The following is a 22653-nucleotide window of genomic DNA, read 5'->3' on the forward strand; positions in this document are numbered from 1 at the left end:
TAAAAGAATTGTTTAAGATGCTAGTAGTAAAATACAAAATGTAATCTTAACTTAAAGGAATTTGGATTGAAAAAGACCGCAGTAGCCTTCGCCGCCATTTTCTTCGTCGTTTTTATAAATTTCCTCTACGAAAAGCTATCTCGCCCTACGCATTTTACCGTCACCGCCGATACTAAGATAATACCAGGCTCAGAGCTAGCCAAATACGTAACGCAAGAGGAAGTGGACGACTTTGGTTTTAGATATTGGGATATAGACGAATACGAGGAAAATAACGCCACCCTTAACGCTTTAAGAAATTTGCTAAGGCTAAAAGATACGGATAAAATTTTAAATTTTATGACAAGAAACGGGCTTAGCGCCGACGTAAAGATGAAGGCAGGCACTACCCCGCTGATGTATGCTAGCTTTTATGACGACGAAATCACGGCAAAAAGGCTGATAGATATGGGCGCAAACGCTCATGCGAAAGATAACTACAAACTCTCGCCTCTAGCCTACGCCATAGAGAACAACTCTACAAAGACCGCCAAGCTCTTGCTTAATAGCGGGGTTAAATTTAGCAATAAAGAAAAAATTCAAAGGTACTTAAAAGCGCCCCAAAACGATAGGATAAAGAGCTTGACTATCGACGGAGATAATATATTTGTAGAGTACGAAGTAAAATACGGCCAAAAAAATGAAGGCTCAAAAGGCTGGATATTACCTTTTGATTATATTACCTTTGGCAACTTTACCGAGATGCTACAAATACTATTTAGTATGGGGTATTTTGACGAGAACGGCAACTATTTTAAAGATATGGAATATATGCCAAACTACGAACCTATGCTAAATTTGCTACTAGACAACAACGTTTCTGGGCAACCTACTAAAGAGGAGCTAAAAGAGGCGTATGAAAAGTGTTATAAAAGTTATAGATGGCACGTTGATACGTGGAAAAAAGAAATAGACAAAAATCAGACCATACCTTTATTGATACGTATGTCTATAGAAAATGGAGAGCGGTATTGTCCAGATAAAGATGGGACATTTGGCGACACTCGCACATTTATGTACTGGGCAAACGAAAAAAATAAACTTAAAAATATGATAAACTTTTGGGATGGCTTAAAAAATAATCCATCCAAAGTAATCTATATCGACGCCAACATAAGTGGTCAAGATAAAGAAAAACTAATATCAAATAAACTAATCCAAAAACGAAGGAGCAAAAATGCCGCAGAGCGATAACAATGCAACGATAAATAACGATGAGCTAAACCTAGTCGTAGAAGAAGCATCTAAAGAGATAGCGGACTTATACGTTAAATTCTTCGGGCTTGATTTTGCAGAAGGGATTTAGATACGCAACCGCGGCAAAAGGCTTGTTTGCAAGCCCGTAACCGCGATTTTGCGTTTAGTCGATCTAGTTAAATTTACCGACGGCAAAGGGCCTCGTGCGTGGCGTCGTAAGCTCGCAAAGTAAAATTTGAGCCGTAAATTTAAGCTTGATTGCTAGTATAAACTACTGGCTAAGCGCCTGTACTACGTGATCCCAACCAAGCGCCCTAGCGTAGTCTAGCGCGGTTTTGCCGTGGATATTTTTAGCGTTTTTATCAGCGCCCTTAGCGAGCAAAATCTCGACCGCCGTACGGTTGCCGGCTATCGCTTCGCGGTGGAGCATCGTATAGCCCTCATCGTCGGCCTGCGTTATCTCTTTTGGATTTTGGCTTAAAAACTTTTTCAACTCTTCTTTCATGTTTACGCTCATCGGATGCTCGGCGAGATTTTGCGGATGCTCTTCTTGCTCGTAGGCTAGCAAAACTACGTCCGGATCGCCGAAGTCCAGCCCCCATGCCTCGTCGTGTTCGGCGCGCTCGTCCTTACTCATAGCTTTACGCATGGCTTGCACGCTAAAGCCGCCGTATGCTCTATCATCTACCGCAAACATCCAGTCGCTGATTTGCTCTAGCGGTACAGCGACCTCGTCGCCGCTTGAGACATTAGTTAGTATACCTGGGTCGTTGGCCAGCACGCCGTAAACGCGCTCGCCATCAAAATACACGTCGTTTATCCACATATGCTCGACTTCCGTACGGCCGCCGATATCTTGCGAAAAGGCAACCTTGACGCAAGCGAAGTTAAGCCCCGGGATAATGCGGTGATTTTCCCAGTATAGCTCGCGCCAAAAGTACCCAAAGCTCTCTCTAGCCCGCCTAAAAGCCTCTAGCATCGCCGCGTCTTCGCCGTCTGCGTAAAATACCGGATCATTTTCTTTATCGTTTGTATTTTCGCCGCTTTTTGCGTCCGACTCGTCGCCTAATATCTTTTTAAATAGTCCCATATTTTTCCTTTAATTTTAGTTTGTATTTGTTTAAATTTACCGCAAGACACTCGCGTAAATTCGCCTATTTCGGTAGCCCGCTCGTTCAAGGCTATGGGGGGGGGTGCGAAGGTAACGCAAATCGTCGCGTCTTGATTTAAAAAACGAGTCGCGAATGCTAAAGCCGTTTTCGGATTTTTCGTTTGTATCCATCGTCTGCTCCTTTCGTTTGTTTTTCAGCTTTTTAGCGCGTTTGGCTTGTGGCGGCTGCTTGCTTTTTATCTTAAATTTAGAGCCGCATTTTTGAGCTTTTATCGCTTTATCTGCGGCGATTGATATAATTTTAGCCGAAATTTGAAGCTAAATTTATAAAACCGCTTCATTTAAATTTAGGCGTTAGATTTTTGCCGCTTTGCATTCTAGCTGATTTAGCATGATTTTACGCGCTTGCTAGATTTAACCGCAAATTTAGGCTAAATTTAAGCTCGCTCGCCCGTTTTGCCTAGAGTGCAAAAATTATCTGCAAATTTAGCCGACGCGTTTAAATTTAGTTTGTGATTAGCCGCGAAATTTAGTCGCAAAATCTCTCGTCGGCGCGATTTTGCTTGCGTTTTTTTAAAAATTCTTCTTTATTTTTAGGATCCGCAAAATATTCGTCTTGCTTTTGCAGACTTTTTTCTAATAAGCCTTCGGCATTTTTGAGTGCGGCTTTGCGATCTTTAAATTTAGACGGGAATCGCTCTAAAAACACCGCCTCGTAGGGTGGGCTTTCGTCCATTCGTTTGCCCGTAAAATGGCGGCTCGTTGCTTTTTTAGATCGCAAAAGGCGTAGGGATTTATTACGTCGCCTACAAGCTTAACGAAGGCTAAATTTACGTCCATAGTGGAGGCAAATACTGGGTCTTTTACGTCTAAGACCTCGGTAAAAACGATGAATCTATTTTTGCCGACATAAAACCAAAATGCCGCCTCGTCCTTTAGCCCCAGATCAAAGGCGCGCGCGGCAACCGTCATTAACGTGCTAGGCGCGACTAGTCCCGGCGCGTCCTCGATAATTTTTATCGCTTTTTGCAGACTTTCTACGTTATTTTCCATGAGTAGGCCGTCTATCGCATCGTAAACGCGTACGTAATTAGGCACGCCGCCGCTTGCCGAGTAGAGATTTGAGACGTAGATATCGACGGAATTTACTTTTTGGGGCGCATCGTCGGCCGTTTGCGATACGAATTTAGCATTTTTGCTCGGCATAAAATTTGACGTATCTGCTCTAGGCATCGGCATTGCTGCGTATCCTTGCGCGTTTATGAGCGTAAAAGCAAGCGAGGCCGCAAGTGCGGCGGATAAAATTTTACTCATATTTCTCCTTTTTAAAAATTACCGACCTAGCGCAAATGCCGAACGCAAGCGATAAATTTTAAACACAAATTTGCAAGACAAAGAGCGTGCTAAATTTAGCCCAAATTTATAAAATCATCGCCGATTTTACGAGCTTTAGATTAAATTTACGTAAGCAAACGATAAATCTGCGCCCAAACTACGGGTTAAATTTATAGTCCTAGCACCGTTTTTAACAGCATATAAATGAGCGCCGCCGAGCCGCCTGCGATCGGTAGGGTGATAACCCACGCAAGCACGATAGGTTTGACCATTTTCCAGTTGGCGTCGCGGTTTAGGATACCGATGCCAAGCACCGCGCCGATAAGGATGTGCGTCGAGGAGACCGGGATGCCGAGCTTTGTGGCTAGCAGGATGACGGTACTGGCTGCTAGCTCGGCGCTAAAGCCCGTCGTAGGCAGGATCTCTGCTAGCTTGCTACCGATGGTAGCGATAACCTCTTTGCCTAAAAACCAAAGCCCGACCACGAGCGAGATGCCAAAAGTCACCATCGCGATGCCCGGCACCGGTGCGGTAGCGTTTATCGAGCCTGTTTTTAGCACGTCTAGGATCGCGGCAAACGGTCCCACGGCGTTTGCGATGTCGTTAGCGCCGTGAGAAAATGCAAACGAGGAGGCTGTAAATATCTGAAACCATGAGAAAATGCGGTTCGTGCTCTTTTCGGCGTTGTCTTTTTTCATCACGTTTATCATCGCAAGCGTGGCGAGATAGGTGACGATACCGATGACGCAGATGATCCAGATCGTACCGATAAAACCTAGGTCTAAATTTAGATGCTCAAGCCCTTTAAAAAGCATCATCGACGAGATGATGATCGCGCCGATGCCAGCCACCATCGGGATGTGTTTACGCATGGCCTTTGACGTATCGATCTCTTTTTCTCGCTCTTTCATGGCTTTTATAGCGAGCTTGTATTCGCTGCGTTCGCCGCTTTCGACGTCGTCGTCGTCAAGGACCGCGATCTTACTTAGTATCCTTATCTGTTCGCTTTCGGGTTTTGTTTTTAGCTCTTGTAGATAGCGCTCTTTATAGGCTTTACGCTCGCGTTTTAGTACCTTTAGCTCTAGGGTAAATTTACGAGTCGGGATCAAAATTTTAGATTTTATGTAGCCGTAGATAAAATAAGAAAGGATGCCTCCTAGCAGCGGCGAGATAACCCAGCTAACGGCGATCCTGCCTATCTCGCCCCAAGAAACCATAGCTAGCGCTTTATCCCCGCCCATCGTCGTAAAGCCCATCGTAAGCCCGGCGCCAACGATACCGCCAACGATCGAGTGCGTCGTGGAGATGGGTAGACCCTTTTTAGACGCGATAAAAAGCCAAATGCCCGAGCTTAAAAGCGCCGACATCATAATCAGCACGAAAAGCATCGGCTCCGTGCCCTCCTGCGGGAAGCTCACGATGCCTTCTCGGATGGTTTTAGTCACCTCGCCGCCGGCAAATATCGCGCCGCTAAGCTCGAAAATAGCGGCGATAACTAGGGCTTGCTTTATCGTGACGGTCTTGGCGCCTACGCTCGTGCCAAAGGAGTTTGCGACGTCGTTACCGCCGATGTTAAACGCCATAAAGATACCGAAAATACTAGCGATGCTAAAAAGTAAAAAGTGATGAGTCGGGATATATTGGTAACCCCAAACGAAAAATCCGAATGCGGTGATTATAAAGATCGCAAATGCAAAGAGATTGTCGCTTCTCAAGCAAGTCCTTTTAAAAATGAATGGCTAATTATAACTATATTTTTCTTAAGCAAGCCAAATTTAAGCGGTTTTATTAGCTTTAAATTTTAGCTTCGTTATAATAATTTGCCTACTTAAATTTAAAGGAGAAAAAATGACGATTAGAGAGCAAATTTTAGAGGACATCAAGACTGCGATGAAAGAAAAAGACAACTTTCGCCGCGACACGCTAAGGCTCGTAAACTCGGTCATCAAGCAAGTCGAAGTCGATGAGCGCGCCGAAATGACCGACGAAAAGGTACTACCGATCCTACAAACTCAGATCAAACGCCGCATGGACTCTATCGAGCAGTATAAAAACGGCGGCAGGGACGATCTGGCGCAAAACGAGCAAAAAGAGATCGACATCATAAACGGCTATCTACCGAAGCAACTAAGCGCGGACGAACTAGAGGCCGAGATAAAAGCAATCATCGCGGGGCTAGGCGAGGACGCAAATATCGGCGCGGTAATGAAAGCGGCTAAAGAAAAAATCGGCGCTAGAAGCGACGGCAAGAGCATAAGCGAGTGCGCAAAGAGGTTGCTGGGCTAAATTTTGCATTTAAATTTGACCGAATTTGCTTTGAAATTCGGTCAAATTTAAAACGAGTGCAGGTGAACTTTGCTTGCTTTTGTTTTTGTTAAGTTGGCTAAAATTTTAAATGCTTAAACGGCGGGCACAAACCTACTATTTTTCACGACTTACGGTTTTGAGTTGCACATTTTGTACGCCGTTTCTAAGGTAAATTTAGCAAATTACGGGTTTTTGCCTTTAATAAATTTGAGATTTTACGCAGGTAGTTTTGATATGATGTTGCTAGCGATTTAGCGCGTAGCCGCTAGCCATACTTGGGCTTTTGCTTGCGTTTGTTAAATTTAGTAGCTGTGCTTATGCTAATTTTTATAAAAAGCTTTCAAATTTTAGGTATAAAATAAACTAAAACCCCGATTGTCAGGGCTATTTGACCGAGTTTAACTTCAAGCCTTGGTGAAGGGAAATTAGTTTTTGTCTTTATATTTTGATCGGTATATTTAATGCGTGCCGTCTTTAAATCAGCCGAGGCTAGTGGGTTTTGGATTTGAAATCCGGTTAAATTTCAAGTAGGTAAAAATTTCCAGCCGTTTTTGAGTTTTGTATTTAAAATTTGCGGACTTGCATTTGATTTTTGGTTAGATCAGTAACCTTACGCTTTAAAATTTGGAGAGAACAGTGATATTTCTTAAAAGTTTTTTTAATTTAAGCTTAAGCAAATAAATAGTAGTTATGACCAAAACTATATTTTTAAAGAGTGCAAATGTAGCGAAGTAGATATGCTAAAGCATGACGGCAAAGAGTTTATATTTCTGCTATGCTAACGAGTTAATTGCCTATATTATGAGAGTTTCTCAATATAGCGCGTTCTATTAGTGGCAAAAAAAGTAAAGCTAGCACGAGAGCCGTGACTTGCTTTATCGCTACAAGCAGACAAAGGTATGCTAAATATAGATTAACTAAATTTAAAAGAAACTTCTCAAATATGGAGCAATGATAACGCTAAGCAAAAGTAAATTTCGCACTTCACTTCACTTATAGAAATAGTTTTGTGTGGCTCTTAGCTATGGATGCAGAGAGGCTGGGTTTTATGCATATAGCAACACTAAAGATACGAAATAAGCAAAGCGCTCGCGATGAAGTTTTGATAAAAGGGCCGTATAGCGTTATTTTAAAATCTGTAAGAGTTATATGTAGCAATATGAAGTAGCGGAAGAATCCGCTTAAGATTATTTAGCGCAAATTTGATGTACGGCGATATTTGCTGTATATATAGGCTTAGAATTTAAGCCAAATGACTTAAATTCTAAGGTTTTTTATTTGGCGCTTTCTTCTATGGCCAAGTCTATGATTTTAAATATCTCGCCGCTTGCTTGTTTGACTTTGGTAAATCTATCGACGAATTTTTGGATATCTTTTACGTCGTATCCGTTCTTTGACTCTTCTAGATTTGCCATTACTAGGTCGCTGATTTGCGCTGCCGGTACGCTAGCTTTTTCAAAGCTTTTTGAGTTTACGAAATACGGCGCGGCGCTCTCATACCATGCGCTTAAATTTTGAGCCTGGCGCTCCATATTTTCATCATATCCTCTTTCGTTTATAACGTTAGAGTAAGCCGTTTGTAAATACGTTACGCGGTTGATCTTGCCGATGATGCCGATGGTTTTATTTTCGACGTATTTTGAAATTTTTGCGCTCTGCGTCGCGCCCTGACTAAAGACGTTTACGGCATCTTTAAATTTAGCTACGCTTACATTGGCTACTTGCGCTATTTGCGTGATTTTGTTGGAATTTTCGTTTAAATCGTTTGTTTGTTGCTGAAGGGTTTGGATATTTATGCCTATTTCGCTCGTGGCTTTTTGCGTATTTTCGGCTAGTTTGCGTACCTCGTCGGCAACGACGGCAAATCCTCTACCGTGTTCGCCGGCTCTTGCGGCTTCTATAGCGGCGTTAAGAGCAAGTAAATTCGTTTGCTCGGCGATATCTTTGATTAAATTTACAACTGAAGAAATCTCTTCGGTTCTATGCGTTAAATTTCTAATAGCTTCCGTAGACTGGGTTATCAGGAGTTCAAGGTCGCCCATATTAACGCTTAGCTCGCTTACCGCGGACATACTTTCGTTTGCCTTAGACGAAGTATCTTGCGCCATAGTAGCTATTTGAGTTAGATTTTTAATGCTTTGATTTAGGTCGTTTTGTACTTCCAAAATACCGTCGTTACCGTTTCCTAGTTCGCTAAATTTCTCCGAAAGCAGACCTCTTACCTTGCCTTTTTGCCCGGCTTTTATGCCCTCTACGCCCTCGCTCATCGAAACGGCGTTACTTTTAAAAAGGCCGCGAAAACCTTCCGTAAAGATATTCCTATATGTTATTCCGTTTTCTGCAGATTTTACGCAAGTCCCCATTTCTCGCTGTAAAGCTTCGATTTGATCAAGTAAATCGTTTATTCCAAGGGCGATTTTACCGATCTGCGAATTTGGATCGATTTGTAAAATTCTAGGTTCTAAAAAGCCGTTTCTAGCCTGCTCTACTACGTTTAAAATTTCATCGTAATTTACTTTTTCTTTCTTAAAAAACATTTTCTTCCTTGGTTTATAGTCTTTGCAAGTTATTCATTAGCTCATCGTAACTTTTATTTTTTTCTTGCAATATGCTATCAAGAAGTTTTGATGAAGCGTCCATTCCGCCGTTTTTTTCGGCTTCTAAAAGTTGCTTGTAGAGCGGTATAATAACATCTAGCGCTTTTGGATTTGGCTTACGGCGAACAGAATAATAACCGATAATTTCGCCTTTTTGATCCAAGGATGCGGTTACGTTGGCAAATACCCAGTAAAAAGAACCGTCAAAGCTTTTGTTTTTAACATAAGCAAAAACTTCTTTTTTATTTTTTACATACTCCCATAAAATTTTAAACACTATGCGAGGCATATCAGGATGCCTTACGATGTTGTGAGGCTTACCGATAAGCTCATTACCTTTTGCTCCTACTATTTGAGCAAAAGGTACGTTGCAGTATATTATCCTGCCCTTGGTATCTGTTTTAGAGACCAAAAAAGCATCGCTATTAACCTGTCTTTCCTGAAAGTTTTGTTGCATTAGCTTTCTTCCTTTTTCCTGTTTCTTATTTGCGACCCTGAACCGCATTTCCAAGATCCCACATAGGCATAAATATACCAAGAGCCAAGAGTATAACCATGGCCGCCATAAATAAAAGCATAATAGGCTCTATATAGCCTGATATATTATCTACTAGGTCGCTAAATTTGGCTTTATAATAATCCGTTACTTTTTCAAGCATTGCGTCTATCGCGCCGCCTCTTTCTCCTGCGCTTAGCATCTGAATAAGCATACTCTCGTAAAGTTCGGTATCTCTCATAGCTTCCGTTAGCGATATACCTCTTTGGACGGCTATTTTTATGGTTGCTAGCTTATCGTGTATTTCTTGGTTGTCAACCGTCAATGTCGCTGTTTCTAAAGCCTCTGCTATCGGGATACCGGCTCTAACTAGTTCTGTAAAAATTAGGTTAAATCTATTCATGGTAGAATAAAATATGATTTTATTTATTAAGTACACCTTTAATAAAAATTTATCAAAGCCATACTTAAAATCTTGATTGGTTTTATATAGATGCTTCATAATAAAAATAGTAGCTATAAAACCAATTAACATATAAAGACCGTAATTACTAAGAGCGCTTTCTATGCCGAGTAGGATAATAGTCGGGGTTGGTAAATCTGCCCCAAGTTGCTCAAAAATCTCTCTAAATTTAGGTACGACATACATCATAAGCACTATAAAAGCAATAGCCATAGCCGACATTACGGTTATAGGGTATCTCATGGCTTTTTTAAATTTTCTCTGATTTTCCCAAATTTCTTGCAATATATCAGATAGTTTTTGTAAAGACTCCGACATATTACCTGTATTTTCACCTAGTTTTATCATGGCTATAACTACGTCGCCTAATTGATTTTTAAATTTCATAATAGCGTCGGTAAGACTTTGACCTTGGTTAAGATCGTCGTTTAGCGTAGTAAATATCGCCTTTAGTTTTTTATCCTCGGTGGACTTTGCTACCTCTTTTATGCTGTCGTGGATTGAAATTCCGGCATTTGTCATAACGCTTAATTGTCTAAAAGAAGCAATTAGATTATTTATCTTTATCTTTGAGCCGCCTAAAAAGACGGACATCTTTTCTACCAAACCTCCAAACTGTTCTTGAATGGGGACATTTTTTGTTTCTCCGACTTTTACGACTACGCCGGCATTCCTAGTTTTTGCTATGGCTTGCGCCTCGCTTTTATTATTGGCCTTTAGGGTCATCTTTTGCCTACGACCGTTAGCCATATATTCCACTTCAAAAAATTTCATATTTTAGCCACCCTAAATACTTCATCTATCGTTGTAACGCCTCTAGCTGCTCTTATGATTCCATCTTTAAACATATCTATAAAGTGTTCTCTGTATGCAACTTCTTTAATGGCTTCTTTTGTTGTACCGTTTGCTATCATGGCTGAAATAGTATCGCTTATCGGTAAAACCTCGCTTATCATTTCTCGGCCCATATATCCCGTTTGAGAGCATTGATCGCAACCGACATGTTTGTAAAACTGATATTCTTGCGGTAAAAAGTCTTTAAACTGCTCTTGTAAATTTGAAGGTAAAATCGTCTTTTGTTTGCAGTTTGGACATAATTTTCTTACAAGTCTTTGAGCCTCTATGGCTACCAACGCTCCACTAATAAGATAAGGTTCTATGCCCATATCTGCTATTCTAGTGACCGCGCTTATCGCATCGTTCGTATGCAGCGTTGAAAATACTAAGTGACCGGTTAAGGCTGCTTGAATAGCAATGCGAAGAGTTTCCTGATCTCTGATCTCGCCTATCATTATAATGTCGGGATCTTGTCTTAAAATAGAGCGAAGAGCGGCGGCAAACGAAAGACCGACTTTTTCATTGACGTGGACTTGTTGAATCATATTTAGTTGATATTCCACCGGATCTTCAACGGTAATGATCTTAGTCTCTACGCTTTTTATATCGTTTAGAGCCGCATATAGCGTAGTTGTTTTACCGGAGCCGGTCGGGCCGGTAACCAATATAATACCGTAAGGCGCCTTCATTGCTTTGTTAAATTTCTCAAAAGTAGCCGGATGCATACCTAAATTCTCAAGACTTATTAGAACTTTTGACTTATCTAGGATACGTAAAACTATACTTTCGCCATGTAAAATAGGCAATGTAGAGATACGAAAATCGTATTCTTTGCCTGCTACTTGAGCTGAAAATCGACCGTCTTGCGGTTTTCTGCGCTCTGCTATATCCATATTAGAAAGTAGCTTCATACGCGATACTAAAGGGGGAAATAAGTCTTTGTCAAATATAAAAAGCTCGGCTAGCATGCCGTCTATACGACCTCTGACGACGCAGTTTGTCGTAGTAGCTTCTATATGTATATCGCTTGCCCTACTAACGATAGATGTTCTTAAGATAACTTCAATAAGTTTTAAAATACCAGAACTATTTTCGTCGGCATTACCGCCAATAACCGTTGTAGACGAGAGCTCTTTTCTAATTTCTGCTACGATGCCTTTGACGCTATCGTTTAGCTCGACTTTGCTAAGATATTTGTCTATTTTGGCAGGATCTGCAATAACGGTTTTTAGTAGCTTTCTACTAAATATAGACTGAAGCCTATCTTGGGCTGACATATCAAATGGATTTTTAAAGGCGACATATACCGCAATTTCATCTTCTTTGACAGGAAGGGCTTCGTGCGTTTTAAGTTGCGTCAATGGTGCTTTTTCGCAAAGCCTATAATCTATGTCCACATTATCTAGTTCAATATACTCTAGTTTAAATTTAGAAGCTATATATTTTAGAAAATCTTTTAAATTTATTGCAAAATTTTCTGTTATTTCGTTGATATTTAATCTTTGTTTTTTATACAATTCACCTAAGATATCGTAGACGAGTTCGTCTTTTAAGTCTGGTATTTCCTGATGGATTATTGTCTCAAAATCATCTTTTTCTCTTAACTGTGCTGTAATATTTTGATACTGAGTATTCGATATTAATTCATTTTTTTGCGCAGTAGCTAAAAATAGTTCATAAACTTTCTTCACTAAAAAATATCCTTTTATTTTCTAAAATAAAAATACGTTAAGCAAGATATTGCACAAATTTTACAGTGCAGTATCGTCCTCTATCTTTTTCATTAAATCTTCGATATTGGCAGAATTTGCCTTATCGTTGTAAATTTTTAAAACGCTTATGGCATCGTTTTTTTGCTTAAGATTATATTTAGATTTAGCAAATATAATCCAGCTTTCTTCATTATTGCTATCTAATTCATTAGCGATTAGAGCCCATTTTTCGCTATTTTGATAATCTTTTGTACTGTAGTATCTTTTTGCTATCAAGACGGCTATGTCTGAGCTGTTGGCTTTATCAAATTTTGCCTTTAATTCATCGACTGAAACCTCTGAGGCAGATGACTGTATTTGAAATTTATTAATGTCTTGTCCGCTTGATGTATTTTTTGATGAAAAGGAGCCATCAGAATCAAAATTTATCTTTTCTTCCTTAGGTGTTTTTACGGCAACTTGTTTACCGCCTATATTTCTAGCCGCTGAAAAATTACTGACAGTATCTGCATTATTTGGCAAATCATTGACATTTACCCAGCCATGTTGTTCTTCTTGCGGATCGATATCTCCAGCTATACTGACATTGTTGTTTTGCTTTTCGGATAGGTTTTCATTTATCCCAAAATTATCCGAATTTAAAAGAGTATTATCTGATGGGTCTAGATTTTTCTTTTGTTCGTTAATCTCAGAATGTTTAGAGTCTTTGCTTGGCTCTTTAATATCGTTACTTATAGTACTACTGGCAACACCGCTAACCAGTGAATCTTTTAGTAGATAAAATGTAAGCGATGATACCGATACGGATATAGCAAGTACGGCAGATACTGCATAAATATAAGTTTTTTTATCTTTAAACTTAAACTCTTTTCTTTTTTTGTCATAGGCTCTCCATCGCCTTTCTAATTCCAATACCTCGTATGTCTCAAGCATCTATAAGCTCCGATTTAATGGCTGCCATTTCTATTATTTTAGTTACCATCGTATTGCCTCCTATTATAGTAGGTTGATTTGCGTCAAAATACTCGTAAAGTTCAAAAATATTAAACATAAGCTTATTTAACATCCTTAAATTACCCTTGCTTAAACTATTTAAAATTTCAAACTGACTTTCTGTAAATTTTGAAAAAATATAATAAAACTGATTGTTCTGAAATTTATTCTCCAAATAAACCTTCATCTCGCCGACATCAACAGATCCCATTTCGATATTTTCCCATACTCTAGTCTTAAAATAATCTCTTGAAAGTATATCTTTGTCTATATACTCATGCGTAGCAAATAAAAATTTAAATAATCCGCTATCTGACATTATGCGAATCTTCTCCAGTAAAATTTCTGGATACAACTGAGATTCATCTAATATGACTACTACCGGTTTTCTATCTTGCACGTCATCTGTTTTTGCTTTGTATATTTTAATAAATTGCTCGTAACTCCCTATCTTTTCTTGAGGTTCCTTTTTAAAAATTCCTTCATATAATGACGTTACGAATTCCGCTTCATTGAAAAAAGGATAAGGGAAAAAAACTATATCACCTTGCTCTTTTAGGTCTGAGACTATCTTTTTTAATAAAAAGGTTTTGCCACACCCAGGCTTACCGTAAAATACGATAAGCTTTACTGGTTTTTGCAATAAATCCAAAATTTTCTTATATGCTACTATAGACTTATCCAAATTGATATAGTCTGATTCTTGCCCTATATCGGCAAAAATATTTTTTATAGTAGTATATTTGTTACCGCTCATATATCGACCTTGAAAATCCCAAATCTTTTAGTGATTGATTTATCGGTGTTGGATTTGATATATCAACTATTCTTGGGGTTATTATAAAAACAAGTTCAGTAGTTCTTAGACTATCTTTTGTGCTCTTGAAAGCATTCCCGAGAACTGGAATATCTCCTAAAAAAGGAACTTTGGTATTGTCTTTACCTTTGGATTGAGCTATAAGACCCCCTAAAACAATAGTATCGCCGCTATTAACCTGTACTACCGTCGAAAGTTTCTTTTGTATAGTATCTGGAGCTATTTCTCGTATGGCAGTGCTTTGTCTTGTATCGTCTTCCGTATACTTAAAGCTACTTAATGACGGGTTTATTCTAAGCATAATTTTATTGTCGTCTGAAACTTCCGGTAGAATATTTAGTAGTATGCCTATGAATACAGAATACTGCTTATATGTAATAGTAGTTTTACCGTTTAGAGAGTTATTGTTTTGACTTTCTTCTTGAACGCGATAGTTTACATTATCACCTACGGATATTAAGGCTTGTTGATTGTTTAGTGTTGTAATTTTAGGGCTTGATACTATCTTTGTACGCCCATTAGTTTCAAGAAAATTGAGTACGCCATCTAGGTTAAAGTTAAATCCGGCAATCAAATTCATACTTTGAGAAAAACCGCCCCCAAGACCATTTCCTCTATTTGACCAAAACAGATCATTTGCCGGTATTAATCCATAAGTTCTACTCAATGTAGTTGTAGGATTACCGTTGGCATCTTGTCCTACTGTTTCTGTTACCCCGGTTGTAACCGGACGATTGTATAGTCCAGTTTTAAATCCTATATTAAATTTACTCCAATCTACGCCTTTTGTGTAGCTATTTGCAAGTTCGACAGATATTATTGATACGTCAATAACCACCTGTTTTTTTAGCCTTTCTTGTATATCTTTAATGTATTCGGAAACCCTCTTTAGCTGAGCCGCAGTACCTGTAACCGTTACTAGTCCGGCATTTGCATTAATTACAGGATCTGGTGCAACTATACTTTCTGTGGTATTGTTTAGGATGGCTTTTATCTCAGTATCAAGCTTTTCCCAAAAATCAAATTTTTCCGTAGTTTTTATAATATTATCAAGCTTACCCCCGCCGGCACCTATTTCCCCAGCGGCTTGATCATCTTTATCCTGCCCAACTTCCGCCGGGGCTGAATCAACAGATGCTTTTGTTATTGCGGTACCCTCTCTAATAGAAGTTATGTAATCAATCTTAAAAGTTTTTGTTTGGAGAGAAGAAATTTTTAACACATCCTGAGAAAACGTATAGCTCATATCTTTTTCGGATAACAATAAAGTAAAAATTTCATTTAGCGTTTTGTCTTTTATATTTACACCAAATATTTGCTCGCCTATTGCATCTTTTGCAAACTGATCTTTTGATACGATACTAAAATGACACATATCTGAGAGCTGAGTTAATACTTCTTGTACTGTAACTTGCTCGTTTATTTTAAGATTAAATACCCTATTGTCACAACTACCAGCACTAAGAGAAGATAGTGATAATGCAGTAAATATAGAAATAGGTATGATTTTATTTAATTTTAATGATAACATTTTTATTTTCCCCCTTTTTTAAATTTAAATCTATTTTTTGTTCTTTATTTGCTAGGATAGCACTTGATCCTCTGATTGCCGATAGTTCATATTCACCTATTTTATCTCTTATTTGATACCATTTTCCATTAATTTTTGCTTTATTATTAAATAAAGCTTGTAATTCAAATATACTAGCCGTAGAGTTACTTTCAGTGTTATAGACGGTAGCTTTTGTTTTAAGAAAAGGATCCGACAGTTTATTTAAATCAGAAGCATCAAGTCCCTTTCTCTCTTTGTTTATAGCCGCAAATTTATCCTCATACCCCTCAATTTCGCTTTGGGTATCGCTGGCAAAAGATGCCAAATTTGCTAACAATAGTAAAGCAATACCGTATGTTTTCATTGATATTTCATTCCCCATACATACACTCCTAGATTACCATTAAGTTTTCCGTTTGTGGAATTGATGTCGATATTGCTCACATCAACAACCAATTTTGATTCTTCAATGGCATTAATATATCCTACTATATCTTTAAAGCCACCGTCCACCGATATGTTTATATCTAGCATTTGCTCTATCTTTTCGGCACTAGGTTCCTTAAAGGTGTTTGATATTTTTGTTATTTTTACATTATTTTTATTTGCTAGTAAAGCTAAGTTATCTAAAAAGTCGGCCCAGCTTTGTTCGCTAAATATCAAGTAAGATAACTCTTTTAGCTTATCATCAAAGTACTGGTTCATTTTTTGCGTATCTGCAAGTTTTATCTGTAATTGTCCAATATCATTTTTTTCTTGATTTATTTTGAAATTTCTATCGTTATTTCTATCGTTATTTAAACTTAGACTATCAAGCTTATTATTAACTTCGTTTAGATTGGTTGTCACAGAGCTATTTTCAGACATTGAGCTGTCATGGTACTCTTGTGCATACGGCATGATTGCATAGTATATAACGACTCCGCTAAGTATTAGACTTGCAAGAAGCATTACGGAAACTTCGCTCGGTTTCTTATTATCGAAATAGTTATCGATTTTCGTAAAAATATTATCATTTCTCATTATTTTATCTTTATAGTAACATTTGTTTCATATGAAGGAACGCCGTATTTTTTATCTAGAGATATCTCTTTTGTCGTTATAGAGTATTTATCTGAATTACTAATATTTTGTATAAGTTCAGTCAGTTTTTTCTCATCCTTACTAACTAGCATAATCTTCATATCTCTATTTGAATTTACTATCTTGGCTGTTTGTATATCTTTGTTGTTTATTAGATTACTAAGTTCAAACAAAACTATACTTTTCATAGGATATTTTACTTTTTTATTATAAATTTCAGAGATCGTATTTTTTCTAAAATTCATCTTTTCTTCTTCTAGCCCGATATTTGCGGTTATATTGTTTTTTTCTTGTTGTAGCCTTGCTAGCTCCGCTTCTATTCTCTGTAAGTCTCTCTGGTTTACTTCAAGCTCGCTTCTCTTGTCAGCCGTATCTATATCTGTTATCGTAGCAAAAACGTAAAGATATATCGGCCAAGCTATACCGCCTAAAATACCCAGCAGAGAATACATTATTAGCTTACCGCTACTGCGCTGAAATAACGGAAGCGGCCTTAAAAAATTTGAAAAGTTGAAGCTATTGTCGCGTGTCTCTTGATAGTACTGCGCATTAACTACTAAGATTTCATTTAGGGTACTGGCTTGAACTTCTTTTGAGTTTATGGCTACTGAAACATTAAGGTTGCTTGCCGTTAAGCCAATTTTTTCTTTAATGCACTCGCAAAAATCTCCCATCGGGACATCTGAGACTATATATAAATTTGATACATTGGCTCCGCCGAATCTATTTAAACTATCAATTACATCGCTAGTATAATAAATTATCTCATCAAAAATTTCTACTATAAAGGACTTATTTCTTTCGTTTGGCGTATTTGTGCCGTCTTTTATGATATTAAAAAAAGAACTATCGTTTAACTTATCGCCGCTTAAGGTGGAAAATTTTTCGCTGATAGTTCTTGATGAGTATCTAAACGGCCTTGATTGTGCATATTCTCCGTTTTGATATACGGCTATAAATGCATCATCTTCTTGCATTACTATAAATGCATCTACGTTTTGAGCCGATAGTATATTTTTCTTATACAGCGCCTCAAAAGCCAAAGGAGCGGCTACTACATAGTCAATATACGGTATTTTTTTGACAAATAGCGAAAATAACTTATTGCTTGACAATACATCTGATATAAAGACATTGAAAATTTTATTTTCGGACGAAACCCCGTTAAATTCGTTATATACTATTTTATACTCGGCTGCCGGATCCAAATTAAATAATTCATAGGCTTTAATCGTTATTAAATTAGATACATCGTCTTCTTCGGTTGAGGACGGTATCTCTACATTTCCTACAATAAGATCTTTATATTTTATGTATGACACAAAATAGCTATTTTTATTAGCTTTGCTTAATTCCACGGGTTGAATTTTGTTGTCGGAAAAAGCAAAAGATGTTTGCAAGTATGGATCATACGCGACTATTGCCGGAGTAGCGTTTTTACTTTTTGCCATTTTTATCCTTCCTTTATCTGCGACTTGCTTCAAATTTAGCCACTGCTAAATCATAGACAAATCACATATGTATTATATCATAAAAAGTGACGCAACTTAACAAACGTTTATAAAATATTCAAGCTTTTTATAGTTTTTTCGTCTTTTCGCCAGTCTTTTTTAACGACTACAACGAGCTTTACGAGGATTTTTTGTCCTGTAAAATTTGATATTAACTTTCTTGAATTTATCCCGATTCTTTTGATGGTTTGTCCGTTTTTTCCGATAATCATAGATTTGTGTATCTCACGCTCGGTGATTATGGTGGCATAAATTTCGGTTATTTCCGGTTTTTCTTTGACCTTATCTATGAGCACGTCGGTAGAGTAGGGGATCTCGTCGCTTAGATTGTCGTAGAGCGCCTCAAGGATAAATTCACGAAAAAGTTCCTTTTCATTTGTCGGCGTTAAAAATTCCGGATCGTAAAAATACTCGTGCTCAGGCAAAAGTTTGCAAATTTCATCCAAAAGCGGCTTTTTGTAGGTTTGCTTTTTGACGCTAAAAGGCAAAAGCGCGGTAAATTTGTCTTGAAATTTTTGATACTGCGCGATTTTTTCAAGCACCTTGGCGTTTGAGACTTCGTCAACCTTGGCGAGCACCAAGATATGGGGTTTTTGCGGATTTAGATTTAAAAATTTGACGTAATCGTCTATGTCGTCGTGAATAGGCGCCAAAAACACGATCGCATCGCAGTCGCCCATCGATTTTATCGCTTCGTTTATCATGAGTTTGTTTAGCGTTTTGTTGCTCTCGTGAAGTCCCGGCGTATCGGTAAAAACGATCTGGTCTTCGCCGTTCATCACGATACCGCTGATCTTGCGCCTCGTGGCGTTTTGCTTGTGCGAGACGATGGTGATCTTCGCATCAAGCAAAAAATTTAAAAGCGAGCTTTTGCCCGCATTCGTACGGCCTATGATGCTGACAAAGCCTGATTTCATAAGATGTATCTCGCTAGATCTTGATCCTCGACGACGTCCGAGAGGCGCTTTTCTACGAGGGCTTTGTCCACCTCTACGGTTTCGCCGCCGTGCTCGTTAGCCTCAAAGCTGATATCCTCGATCACGCGTTCGATCACGGTGTGCAGGCGCCTGGCGCCGATATCTTCCATTTTTTCGTTAGCGTTTTGAGCTATTTTAGCGATAGCCCTGATGGCTTCATCGTTAAATTTAAGCTCCACGTTTTCGGTTTTTAAAAGCGCTTGGTACTGCTTGAGTAGCGAATTTTTAGGCTGAGTTAAAATTTGATACAGCGCATTTTCATCCAGGCTATCAAGCTCTACTCGCAGCGGAAAACGCCCCTGAAGCTCCGGGATTAGATCGCTTGGCTTGCTGATGTGAAAGGCGCCCGCGGCGATAAAAAGGATGTGATCTGTCTTTATGGCGCCAAATTTGGTCGTCACCGTCGAGCCCTCCACGATAGGTAGCAAGTCGCGCTGTACGCCTTCTTTGCTCGGGTCTTGCCTGCCCGAGTTTCCGGAGCTCACCGCGACTTTATCGATCTCGTCGATAAAGATTATGCCTTCGTTCTCGGCTCTTCGCACGGCCTCGGTTTTGATGCTCTCCATGTCTAAAATTTTATCGCTAGCTTCGTTTTTGAGCGCCTCTTTAGCGTCTTTTACCTTCATCTCTTTTTTGACGGTTTTGTTGCTTAGTCCGATGATTTTGACGAAGCTTTCTTGCATTTGCGCCATATCGGGCGGCACGTTGGCTCCCGCGTCAAAGCTATTTTGCACGACTTCTATCTCGATGCTAAGATCATCTAGATCGCCGTTTTCTAGCCTGTTCATCATCTTTTCGTAGCTTTTTTCGTAGTCGGCTTTTTTCTCTTCGCTCGCGCCTGTGGGCAGAGGCGGCAGGAGTTTTTTTATTATCTTATCTTTTACGTATTCGTCGATTTTCTCGCGGTTTTTTTCGCGCTGTTCGGCTTTGACCAAATTTACCGATGCAGCCGCCAGGTCGCGCACCATGCTTTCTACGTCGCGTCCGACGAAGCCCACTTCGGTGTATTTGCTAGCTTCTACTTTTATAAACGGCAAGCCCATCATCTTTGACAAGCGTCTTGCGATCTCGGTTTTGCCCACGCCCGTCGAGCCTATCATCAGGATGTTTTTTGGCATTATGTCGTCTTGCATCGTTTTATCTAGTTTCATCCTGCGGTAGCGGTTTCGTAGCGCGATGGCGATGATCTTTTTGGCGTCCTTTTGCCCGATGACGTAATCGTCTAAAAATTTCACTATCTCTTTTGGGGTTAAATTCATCTTTTCTCTATTCTAAAACGTAGGTTTTTATATTCGTGTTCGTGTAAATGCAAATTTCGCCCGCGATCTTTAGACTCTCTTTTACGAGCTCCTCTTCGTCTATCTGGGCAAATTTATCCAGCGCGCGGGCGGCAGAGAGGGCGTAGTTGCCGCCGCTTCCGATAGCGGCTATCTTGCCGTCCTCCGGCTCTACGACGTCGCCAGTTCCGCTTAAAAGGAAAATTTTCTCGCGGTCAAGCACCAACATCATGGCTTCTAGCTTGCGCAGATATTTATCCTTGCGCCACTCTTTGCTAAACTCGATCACAGCTTTTAGCAGGTCGCCTTTGGCGTGCTCGAGATTGTTTTCAAACATGTCAAAGAGATTAAACGCATCGGCGGTGCTGCCGGCAAATCCCGCTAGAACCTTGCCGCCGTGGATTTTGCGGATTTTTACCGCATTGCCTTTTAGTACCGTGTTGCCAAAGCTTACTTGTCCGTCGCCGCCGATAACTGATTTATTCTTACCTTTGTAGGCTAAAATGGTAGTCGCATGAAACACTTATTCTCCCTCGACGTCTAGTTTTAGCGTGGCGCGCACGGCGTGGCCGAGCTTGACGTCTACTTCGTAGATACCGGTCGCTTTTATAGTGTGAGCAAAGTCAAACGCCTTTTTATCTACGACTAGATGATGGGTTTTTTCTAAAGCTTCCGAAATTTCATCCTTCGTCACCGCCCCAAATAGCGCACCGTTTGCTCCGAGCGGCTTTTTAACCTTGAGCGTGATTTTTTCGATCTCAGATTTTAGCTTTTCTATGTTCGCGATCTCGTATTTTAGCTCTTCGGCCTTGCGTTTTTGCTCGGCTTCGTACTGGCGCAAAACATCGGGAGTCGCGGCCTTAGCAAAGCCTTTGCCGATTAGGAAGTTATTTCCGTAGCCTTCTTTTACCTCTTTGATTTCGCCGGCTTTTCCGAGCGATTTTACGTCTTTTATTAGTAGTACTTTCATTTTTATCCTTTATTTAGTTAAATTTGCGTCCGTTTTTGCGTCCGATGATAAATCTTAGCGCGTTTAGCTTGATAAATCCGTTCGCGTCTTTTTGATCAAACACGCTGTCTTCTTCAAACGTGCAAAATGCCTCGCTAAAGAGATTATCTGTTTTGCTGTCGCGTCCTAGCACGATTACGTTGCCTTTGTAGAGCTCGACTTTGACCGTGCCGTTTACGTTTTCTTGGCTCTTGTCGATGAGCGCTTGCAGCATGATACGCTCAGGCGACCACCAGTAGCCGTTATAGATGAGCTCTGCGTAGCGAGGCATCAGCTCGTCTTTTAGGTGCGCCGCGCCGCGGTCTAGCGTGATGCTCTCGATCGCGCGGTGAGCTTTTAGCATTATCGTGCCGCCAGGAGTTTCGTAGCAGCCGCGGCTTTTCATGCCGACCGAGCGGTTTTCGACGAGGTCTAGCCTACCGATACCGTGTTTTGCGCCTAGGCGGTTTAGCTCGGCTAGCAGTGCGGCAGGGCTCATTTTTTTGCCGTTTATGCTAACGGGATCACCTTTTTCGTAGCCGATTTCTATTATTTCGCTTTCGTTTGGAGCGTCTTTTGGGTTTACCGTCCAGCGCCACATATCGGCTTCCGGAGCGTGAGCAGGGTTTTCAAGCACTAAGCCCTCGTAGCTGATATGGAGCAAATTTGCGTCCATAGAGTAGGGGCTTTTGCCCGGTTTCTTTTCTATTTTTATACCGTTTTTTTCGGCGTATTTTAGTAGCTTTTCGCGGCTGTTTAGATCCCACTCGCGCCAAGGAGCGATGATGGTTAGGTTATCCCCCAGCGCGTAGTAGCCTAGCTCAAAGCGCACTTGGTCGTTGCCTTTGCCGGTTGCTCCGTGGCTCACGCCGTCGGCGCCTACTTTGGCGGCGATTTGGGCTTGTTTTTTAGCTATCAGCGGGCGAGCTATCGAGGTGCCTAGCAGATACTCGCCCTCGTAAACGGCGTTTGCTCTAAACATAGGAAATACGAAATCCCGCGCAAATTCTTCTTTTAAATCCTCTATAAATATATTTTCGGGTTTTATGCCGAGCTCCAGCGCTTTTTGGCGTGCGGGTTCTAGCTCCTCGCCCTGGCCGATATCGGCGGTAAAGGTCACCACTTCGCATTTATACTCGTCTTGCAGCCATTTTAAAATAATGCTCGTATCAAGTCCGCCCGAATAGGCGAGAACGACTTTTTTCACGTCTTTTTTCATTCTCTATCCTTTATATTGAGATGACGCGTATTTTAGCCAAATTTGATTAATTTGGAATAAATATTTCCGCTAAAATCGCGTACGCTAAACGTCAAATTTACATTAAATTTAATATGTAGCGGCGAGGAATTAAAAATTTAAG

Annotated in this window: 22 protein-coding genes; 3 read left to right on the plus strand and 19 right to left on the minus strand. The window is 39.9% G+C overall.

All coding sequences use genetic code 11. From position 1 onward, the window contains the following. The first annotated feature begins 66 nt into the window (after positions 1-66). Together Q0218_RS07245 and Q0218_RS07250 are read left to right on the plus strand one after the other, a co-directional pair. Positions 67-1233, plus strand: coding sequence for an ankyrin repeat domain-containing protein (locus Q0218_RS07245; protein WP_297968098.1), 1167 nt, complete (start codon positions 67-69; stop codon positions 1231-1233). Further along, a complete protein-coding gene (locus tag Q0218_RS07250; protein ID WP_297968101.1) occupies positions 1217-1345 on the plus strand; it encodes a hypothetical protein in 129 nt (42 codons plus the stop codon). The genes Q0218_RS07245 and Q0218_RS07250 overlap by 17 nt, the downstream gene beginning before the upstream one ends. 162 nt (positions 1346-1507) lie before the next feature. On the opposite strand, the gene Q0218_RS07255 is transcribed toward Q0218_RS07250, so the two are convergent. From Q0218_RS07255 to Q0218_RS07270, 4 genes are all read right to left on the minus strand, one after another. Next, complete coding sequence (locus Q0218_RS07255) at positions 1508-2326, minus strand: DUF2314 domain-containing protein (protein WP_297968104.1); 819 nt, start codon at positions 2324-2326, stop codon at positions 1508-1510. 550 nt (positions 2327-2876) lie between these two features. Beyond that, positions 2877-3083, minus strand: coding sequence for a hypothetical protein (locus Q0218_RS07260; protein WP_297968106.1), 207 nt, complete (start codon positions 3081-3083; stop codon positions 2877-2879). Beyond that, complete coding sequence (locus tag Q0218_RS07265) at positions 3047-3661, minus strand: cytochrome-c oxidase (RefSeq protein WP_297968109.1); 615 nt, start codon at positions 3659-3661, stop codon at positions 3047-3049. Before Q0218_RS07265 ends, Q0218_RS07260 begins: the two co-directional genes overlap by 37 nt. A gap of 191 nt (positions 3662-3852) precedes the next feature. Further along, positions 3853-5397, minus strand: coding sequence for an inorganic phosphate transporter (locus Q0218_RS07270; protein ID WP_297968112.1), 1545 nt, complete (start codon positions 5395-5397; stop codon positions 3853-3855). A gap of 133 nt (positions 5398-5530) precedes the next feature. On the opposite strand from Q0218_RS07270, the gene Q0218_RS07275 reads away from it, so the two are divergent. Beyond that, the gene (locus Q0218_RS07275; protein WP_297968115.1) at positions 5531-5968 is read left to right on the plus strand and encodes a GatB/YqeY domain-containing protein; all 438 of its coding nucleotides are present in this window, start codon (positions 5531-5533) and stop codon (positions 5966-5968) included. A 1295-nt stretch (positions 5969-7263) separates the two neighbouring features. Here Q0218_RS07275 and Q0218_RS11965 read toward each other — a convergent pair. From Q0218_RS11965 to Q0218_RS07350, 15 genes are all read right to left on the minus strand, one after another. After that, positions 7264-8526 carry a methyl-accepting chemotaxis protein gene (locus Q0218_RS11965; protein ID WP_366517428.1) on the minus strand — a complete coding sequence of 421 codons (1263 nt, stop codon included), beginning with the start codon at positions 8524-8526 and terminating at the stop codon, positions 7264-7266. A 13-nt stretch (positions 8527-8539) separates the two neighbouring features. Next, entirely contained in the window at positions 8540-9043 is a 504-nt protein-coding gene (locus Q0218_RS07285; RefSeq protein ID WP_297968117.1) for a PAS domain-containing protein, read from the minus strand. Positions 9044-9068: 25 nt separating this feature from the next. Next, positions 9069-10319, minus strand: coding sequence for a type II secretion system F family protein (locus Q0218_RS07290; protein ID WP_297968119.1), 1251 nt, complete (start codon positions 10317-10319; stop codon positions 9069-9071). Then, positions 10316-12073 (minus strand): GspE/PulE family protein, encoded by a 1758-nt coding sequence (locus Q0218_RS07295; RefSeq protein WP_297968122.1) that lies wholly within the window; start codon positions 12071-12073, stop codon positions 10316-10318. The genes Q0218_RS07290 and Q0218_RS07295 overlap by 4 nt, the downstream gene beginning before the upstream one ends. Before the next feature lie 60 nt (positions 12074-12133). Continuing rightward, on the minus strand, positions 12134-13027 hold the full coding sequence (locus tag Q0218_RS07300) for a transformation system protein (RefSeq protein WP_297968125.1): 894 nt from the start codon (positions 13025-13027) through the stop codon (positions 12134-12136). After that, positions 13020-13844, minus strand: a complete 825-nt coding sequence (locus Q0218_RS07305; protein WP_295140168.1) for an ATP-binding protein — start codon at positions 13842-13844, stop codon at positions 13020-13022. The genes Q0218_RS07300 and Q0218_RS07305 overlap by 8 nt, the downstream gene beginning before the upstream one ends. Further along, the gene (gene mshL, locus Q0218_RS07310) at positions 13834-15435 is read right to left on the minus strand and encodes a pilus (MSHA type) biogenesis protein MshL (RefSeq protein WP_297968128.1); all 1602 of its coding nucleotides are present in this window, start codon (positions 15433-15435) and stop codon (positions 13834-13836) included. Before mshL ends, Q0218_RS07305 begins: the two co-directional genes overlap by 11 nt. Further along, positions 15413-15838 carry a hypothetical protein gene (locus Q0218_RS07315; RefSeq protein ID WP_297968131.1) on the minus strand — a complete coding sequence of 142 codons (426 nt, stop codon included), beginning with the start codon at positions 15836-15838 and terminating at the stop codon, positions 15413-15415. Before Q0218_RS07315 ends, mshL begins: the two co-directional genes overlap by 23 nt. Then, positions 15817-16479, minus strand: a complete 663-nt coding sequence (gene pilO / locus Q0218_RS07320; RefSeq protein ID WP_297968134.1) for a type 4a pilus biogenesis protein PilO — start codon at positions 16477-16479, stop codon at positions 15817-15819. The genes Q0218_RS07315 and pilO overlap by 22 nt, the downstream gene beginning before the upstream one ends. Then, positions 16479-17990 (minus strand): hypothetical protein, encoded by a 1512-nt coding sequence (locus Q0218_RS07325; protein WP_297968137.1) that lies wholly within the window; start codon positions 17988-17990, stop codon positions 16479-16481. Before Q0218_RS07325 ends, pilO begins: the two co-directional genes overlap by 1 nt. Before the next feature lie 107 nt (positions 17991-18097). Beyond that, positions 18098-18967: a GTPase Era gene (gene era / locus Q0218_RS07330; RefSeq protein WP_297968140.1), complete on the minus strand. Its 870-nt coding sequence runs from the start codon at positions 18965-18967 to the stop codon at positions 18098-18100. Then, the gene (gene hslU / locus Q0218_RS07335) at positions 18964-20286 is read right to left on the minus strand and encodes an HslU--HslV peptidase ATPase subunit (protein WP_297968143.1); all 1323 of its coding nucleotides are present in this window, start codon (positions 20284-20286) and stop codon (positions 18964-18966) included. Before hslU ends, era begins: the two co-directional genes overlap by 4 nt. 7 nt (positions 20287-20293) lie before the next feature. After that, positions 20294-20827, minus strand: coding sequence for an ATP-dependent protease subunit HslV (gene hslV / locus Q0218_RS07340; protein ID WP_002947707.1), 534 nt, complete (start codon positions 20825-20827; stop codon positions 20294-20296). Then, on the minus strand, positions 20828-21274 hold the full coding sequence (gene rplI, locus Q0218_RS07345; protein ID WP_297968146.1) for a 50S ribosomal protein L9: 447 nt from the start codon (positions 21272-21274) through the stop codon (positions 20828-20830). A gap of 13 nt (positions 21275-21287) precedes the next feature. Beyond that, on the minus strand, positions 21288-22511 hold the full coding sequence (locus Q0218_RS07350) for an argininosuccinate synthase (RefSeq protein WP_297968149.1): 1224 nt from the start codon (positions 22509-22511) through the stop codon (positions 21288-21290). Positions 22512-22653: the final 142 nt, after the last annotated feature.

Origin of the sequence: uncultured Campylobacter sp. (assembly GCF_938039245.1) — a bacterium.
In the GTDB taxonomy this organism is placed as follows: domain Bacteria; phylum Campylobacterota; class Campylobacteria; order Campylobacterales; family Campylobacteraceae; genus Campylobacter_A.

Excerpts from the sequence above, each read along its gene's own strand:
- Q0218_RS07250 (WP_297968101.1), top strand. The coding sequence starts at position 1,217 with ATGCCGCAGAGCGATAACAATGCAACGATAAATAACGATGAGCTAAAC.
- Q0218_RS07255 (WP_297968104.1), bottom strand. The coding sequence starts at position 2,326 with ATGGGACTATTTAAAAAGATATTAGGCGACGAGTCGGACGCAAAAAGC.
- Q0218_RS07260 (WP_297968106.1), bottom strand. The coding sequence starts at position 3,083 with ATGGACGAAAGCCCACCCTACGAGGCGGTGTTTTTAGAGCGATTCCCG.
- Q0218_RS07265 (WP_297968109.1), bottom strand. The coding sequence starts at position 3,661 with ATGAGTAAAATTTTATCCGCCGCACTTGCGGCCTCGCTTGCTTTTACG.
- Q0218_RS07275 (WP_297968115.1), top strand. The coding sequence starts at position 5,531 with ATGACGATTAGAGAGCAAATTTTAGAGGACATCAAGACTGCGATGAAA.
- Q0218_RS11965 (WP_366517428.1), bottom strand. The coding sequence starts at position 8,526 with ATGTTTTTTAAGAAAGAAAAAGTAAATTACGATGAAATTTTAAACGTA.
- Q0218_RS07285 (WP_297968117.1), bottom strand. The coding sequence starts at position 9,043 with ATGCAACAAAACTTTCAGGAAAGACAGGTTAATAGCGATGCTTTTTTG.
- Q0218_RS07290 (WP_297968119.1), bottom strand. The coding sequence starts at position 10,319 with ATGAAATTTTTTGAAGTGGAATATATGGCTAACGGTCGTAGGCAAAAG.
- Q0218_RS07300 (WP_297968125.1), bottom strand. The coding sequence starts at position 13,027 with ATGCTTGAGACATACGAGGTATTGGAATTAGAAAGGCGATGGAGAGCC.
- Q0218_RS07305 (WP_295140168.1), bottom strand. The coding sequence starts at position 13,844 with ATGAGCGGTAACAAATATACTACTATAAAAAATATTTTTGCCGATATA.
- mshL (WP_297968128.1), bottom strand. The coding sequence starts at position 15,435 with ATGTTATCATTAAAATTAAATAAAATCATACCTATTTCTATATTTACT.
- Q0218_RS07315 (WP_297968131.1), bottom strand. The coding sequence starts at position 15,838 with ATGGGGAATGAAATATCAATGAAAACATACGGTATTGCTTTACTATTG.
- pilO (WP_297968134.1), bottom strand. The coding sequence starts at position 16,479 with ATGAGAAATGATAATATTTTTACGAAAATCGATAACTATTTCGATAAT.
- Q0218_RS07325 (WP_297968137.1), bottom strand. The coding sequence starts at position 17,990 with ATGGCAAAAAGTAAAAACGCTACTCCGGCAATAGTCGCGTATGATCCA.
- era (WP_297968140.1), bottom strand. The coding sequence starts at position 18,967 with ATGAAATCAGGCTTTGTCAGCATCATAGGCCGTACGAATGCGGGCAAA.
- hslU (WP_297968143.1), bottom strand. The coding sequence starts at position 20,286 with ATGAATTTAACCCCAAAAGAGATAGTGAAATTTTTAGACGATTACGTC.
- rplI (WP_297968146.1), bottom strand. The coding sequence starts at position 21,274 with ATGAAAGTACTACTAATAAAAGACGTAAAATCGCTCGGAAAAGCCGGC.
- Q0218_RS07350 (WP_297968149.1), bottom strand. The coding sequence starts at position 22,511 with ATGAAAAAAGACGTGAAAAAAGTCGTTCTCGCCTATTCGGGCGGACTT.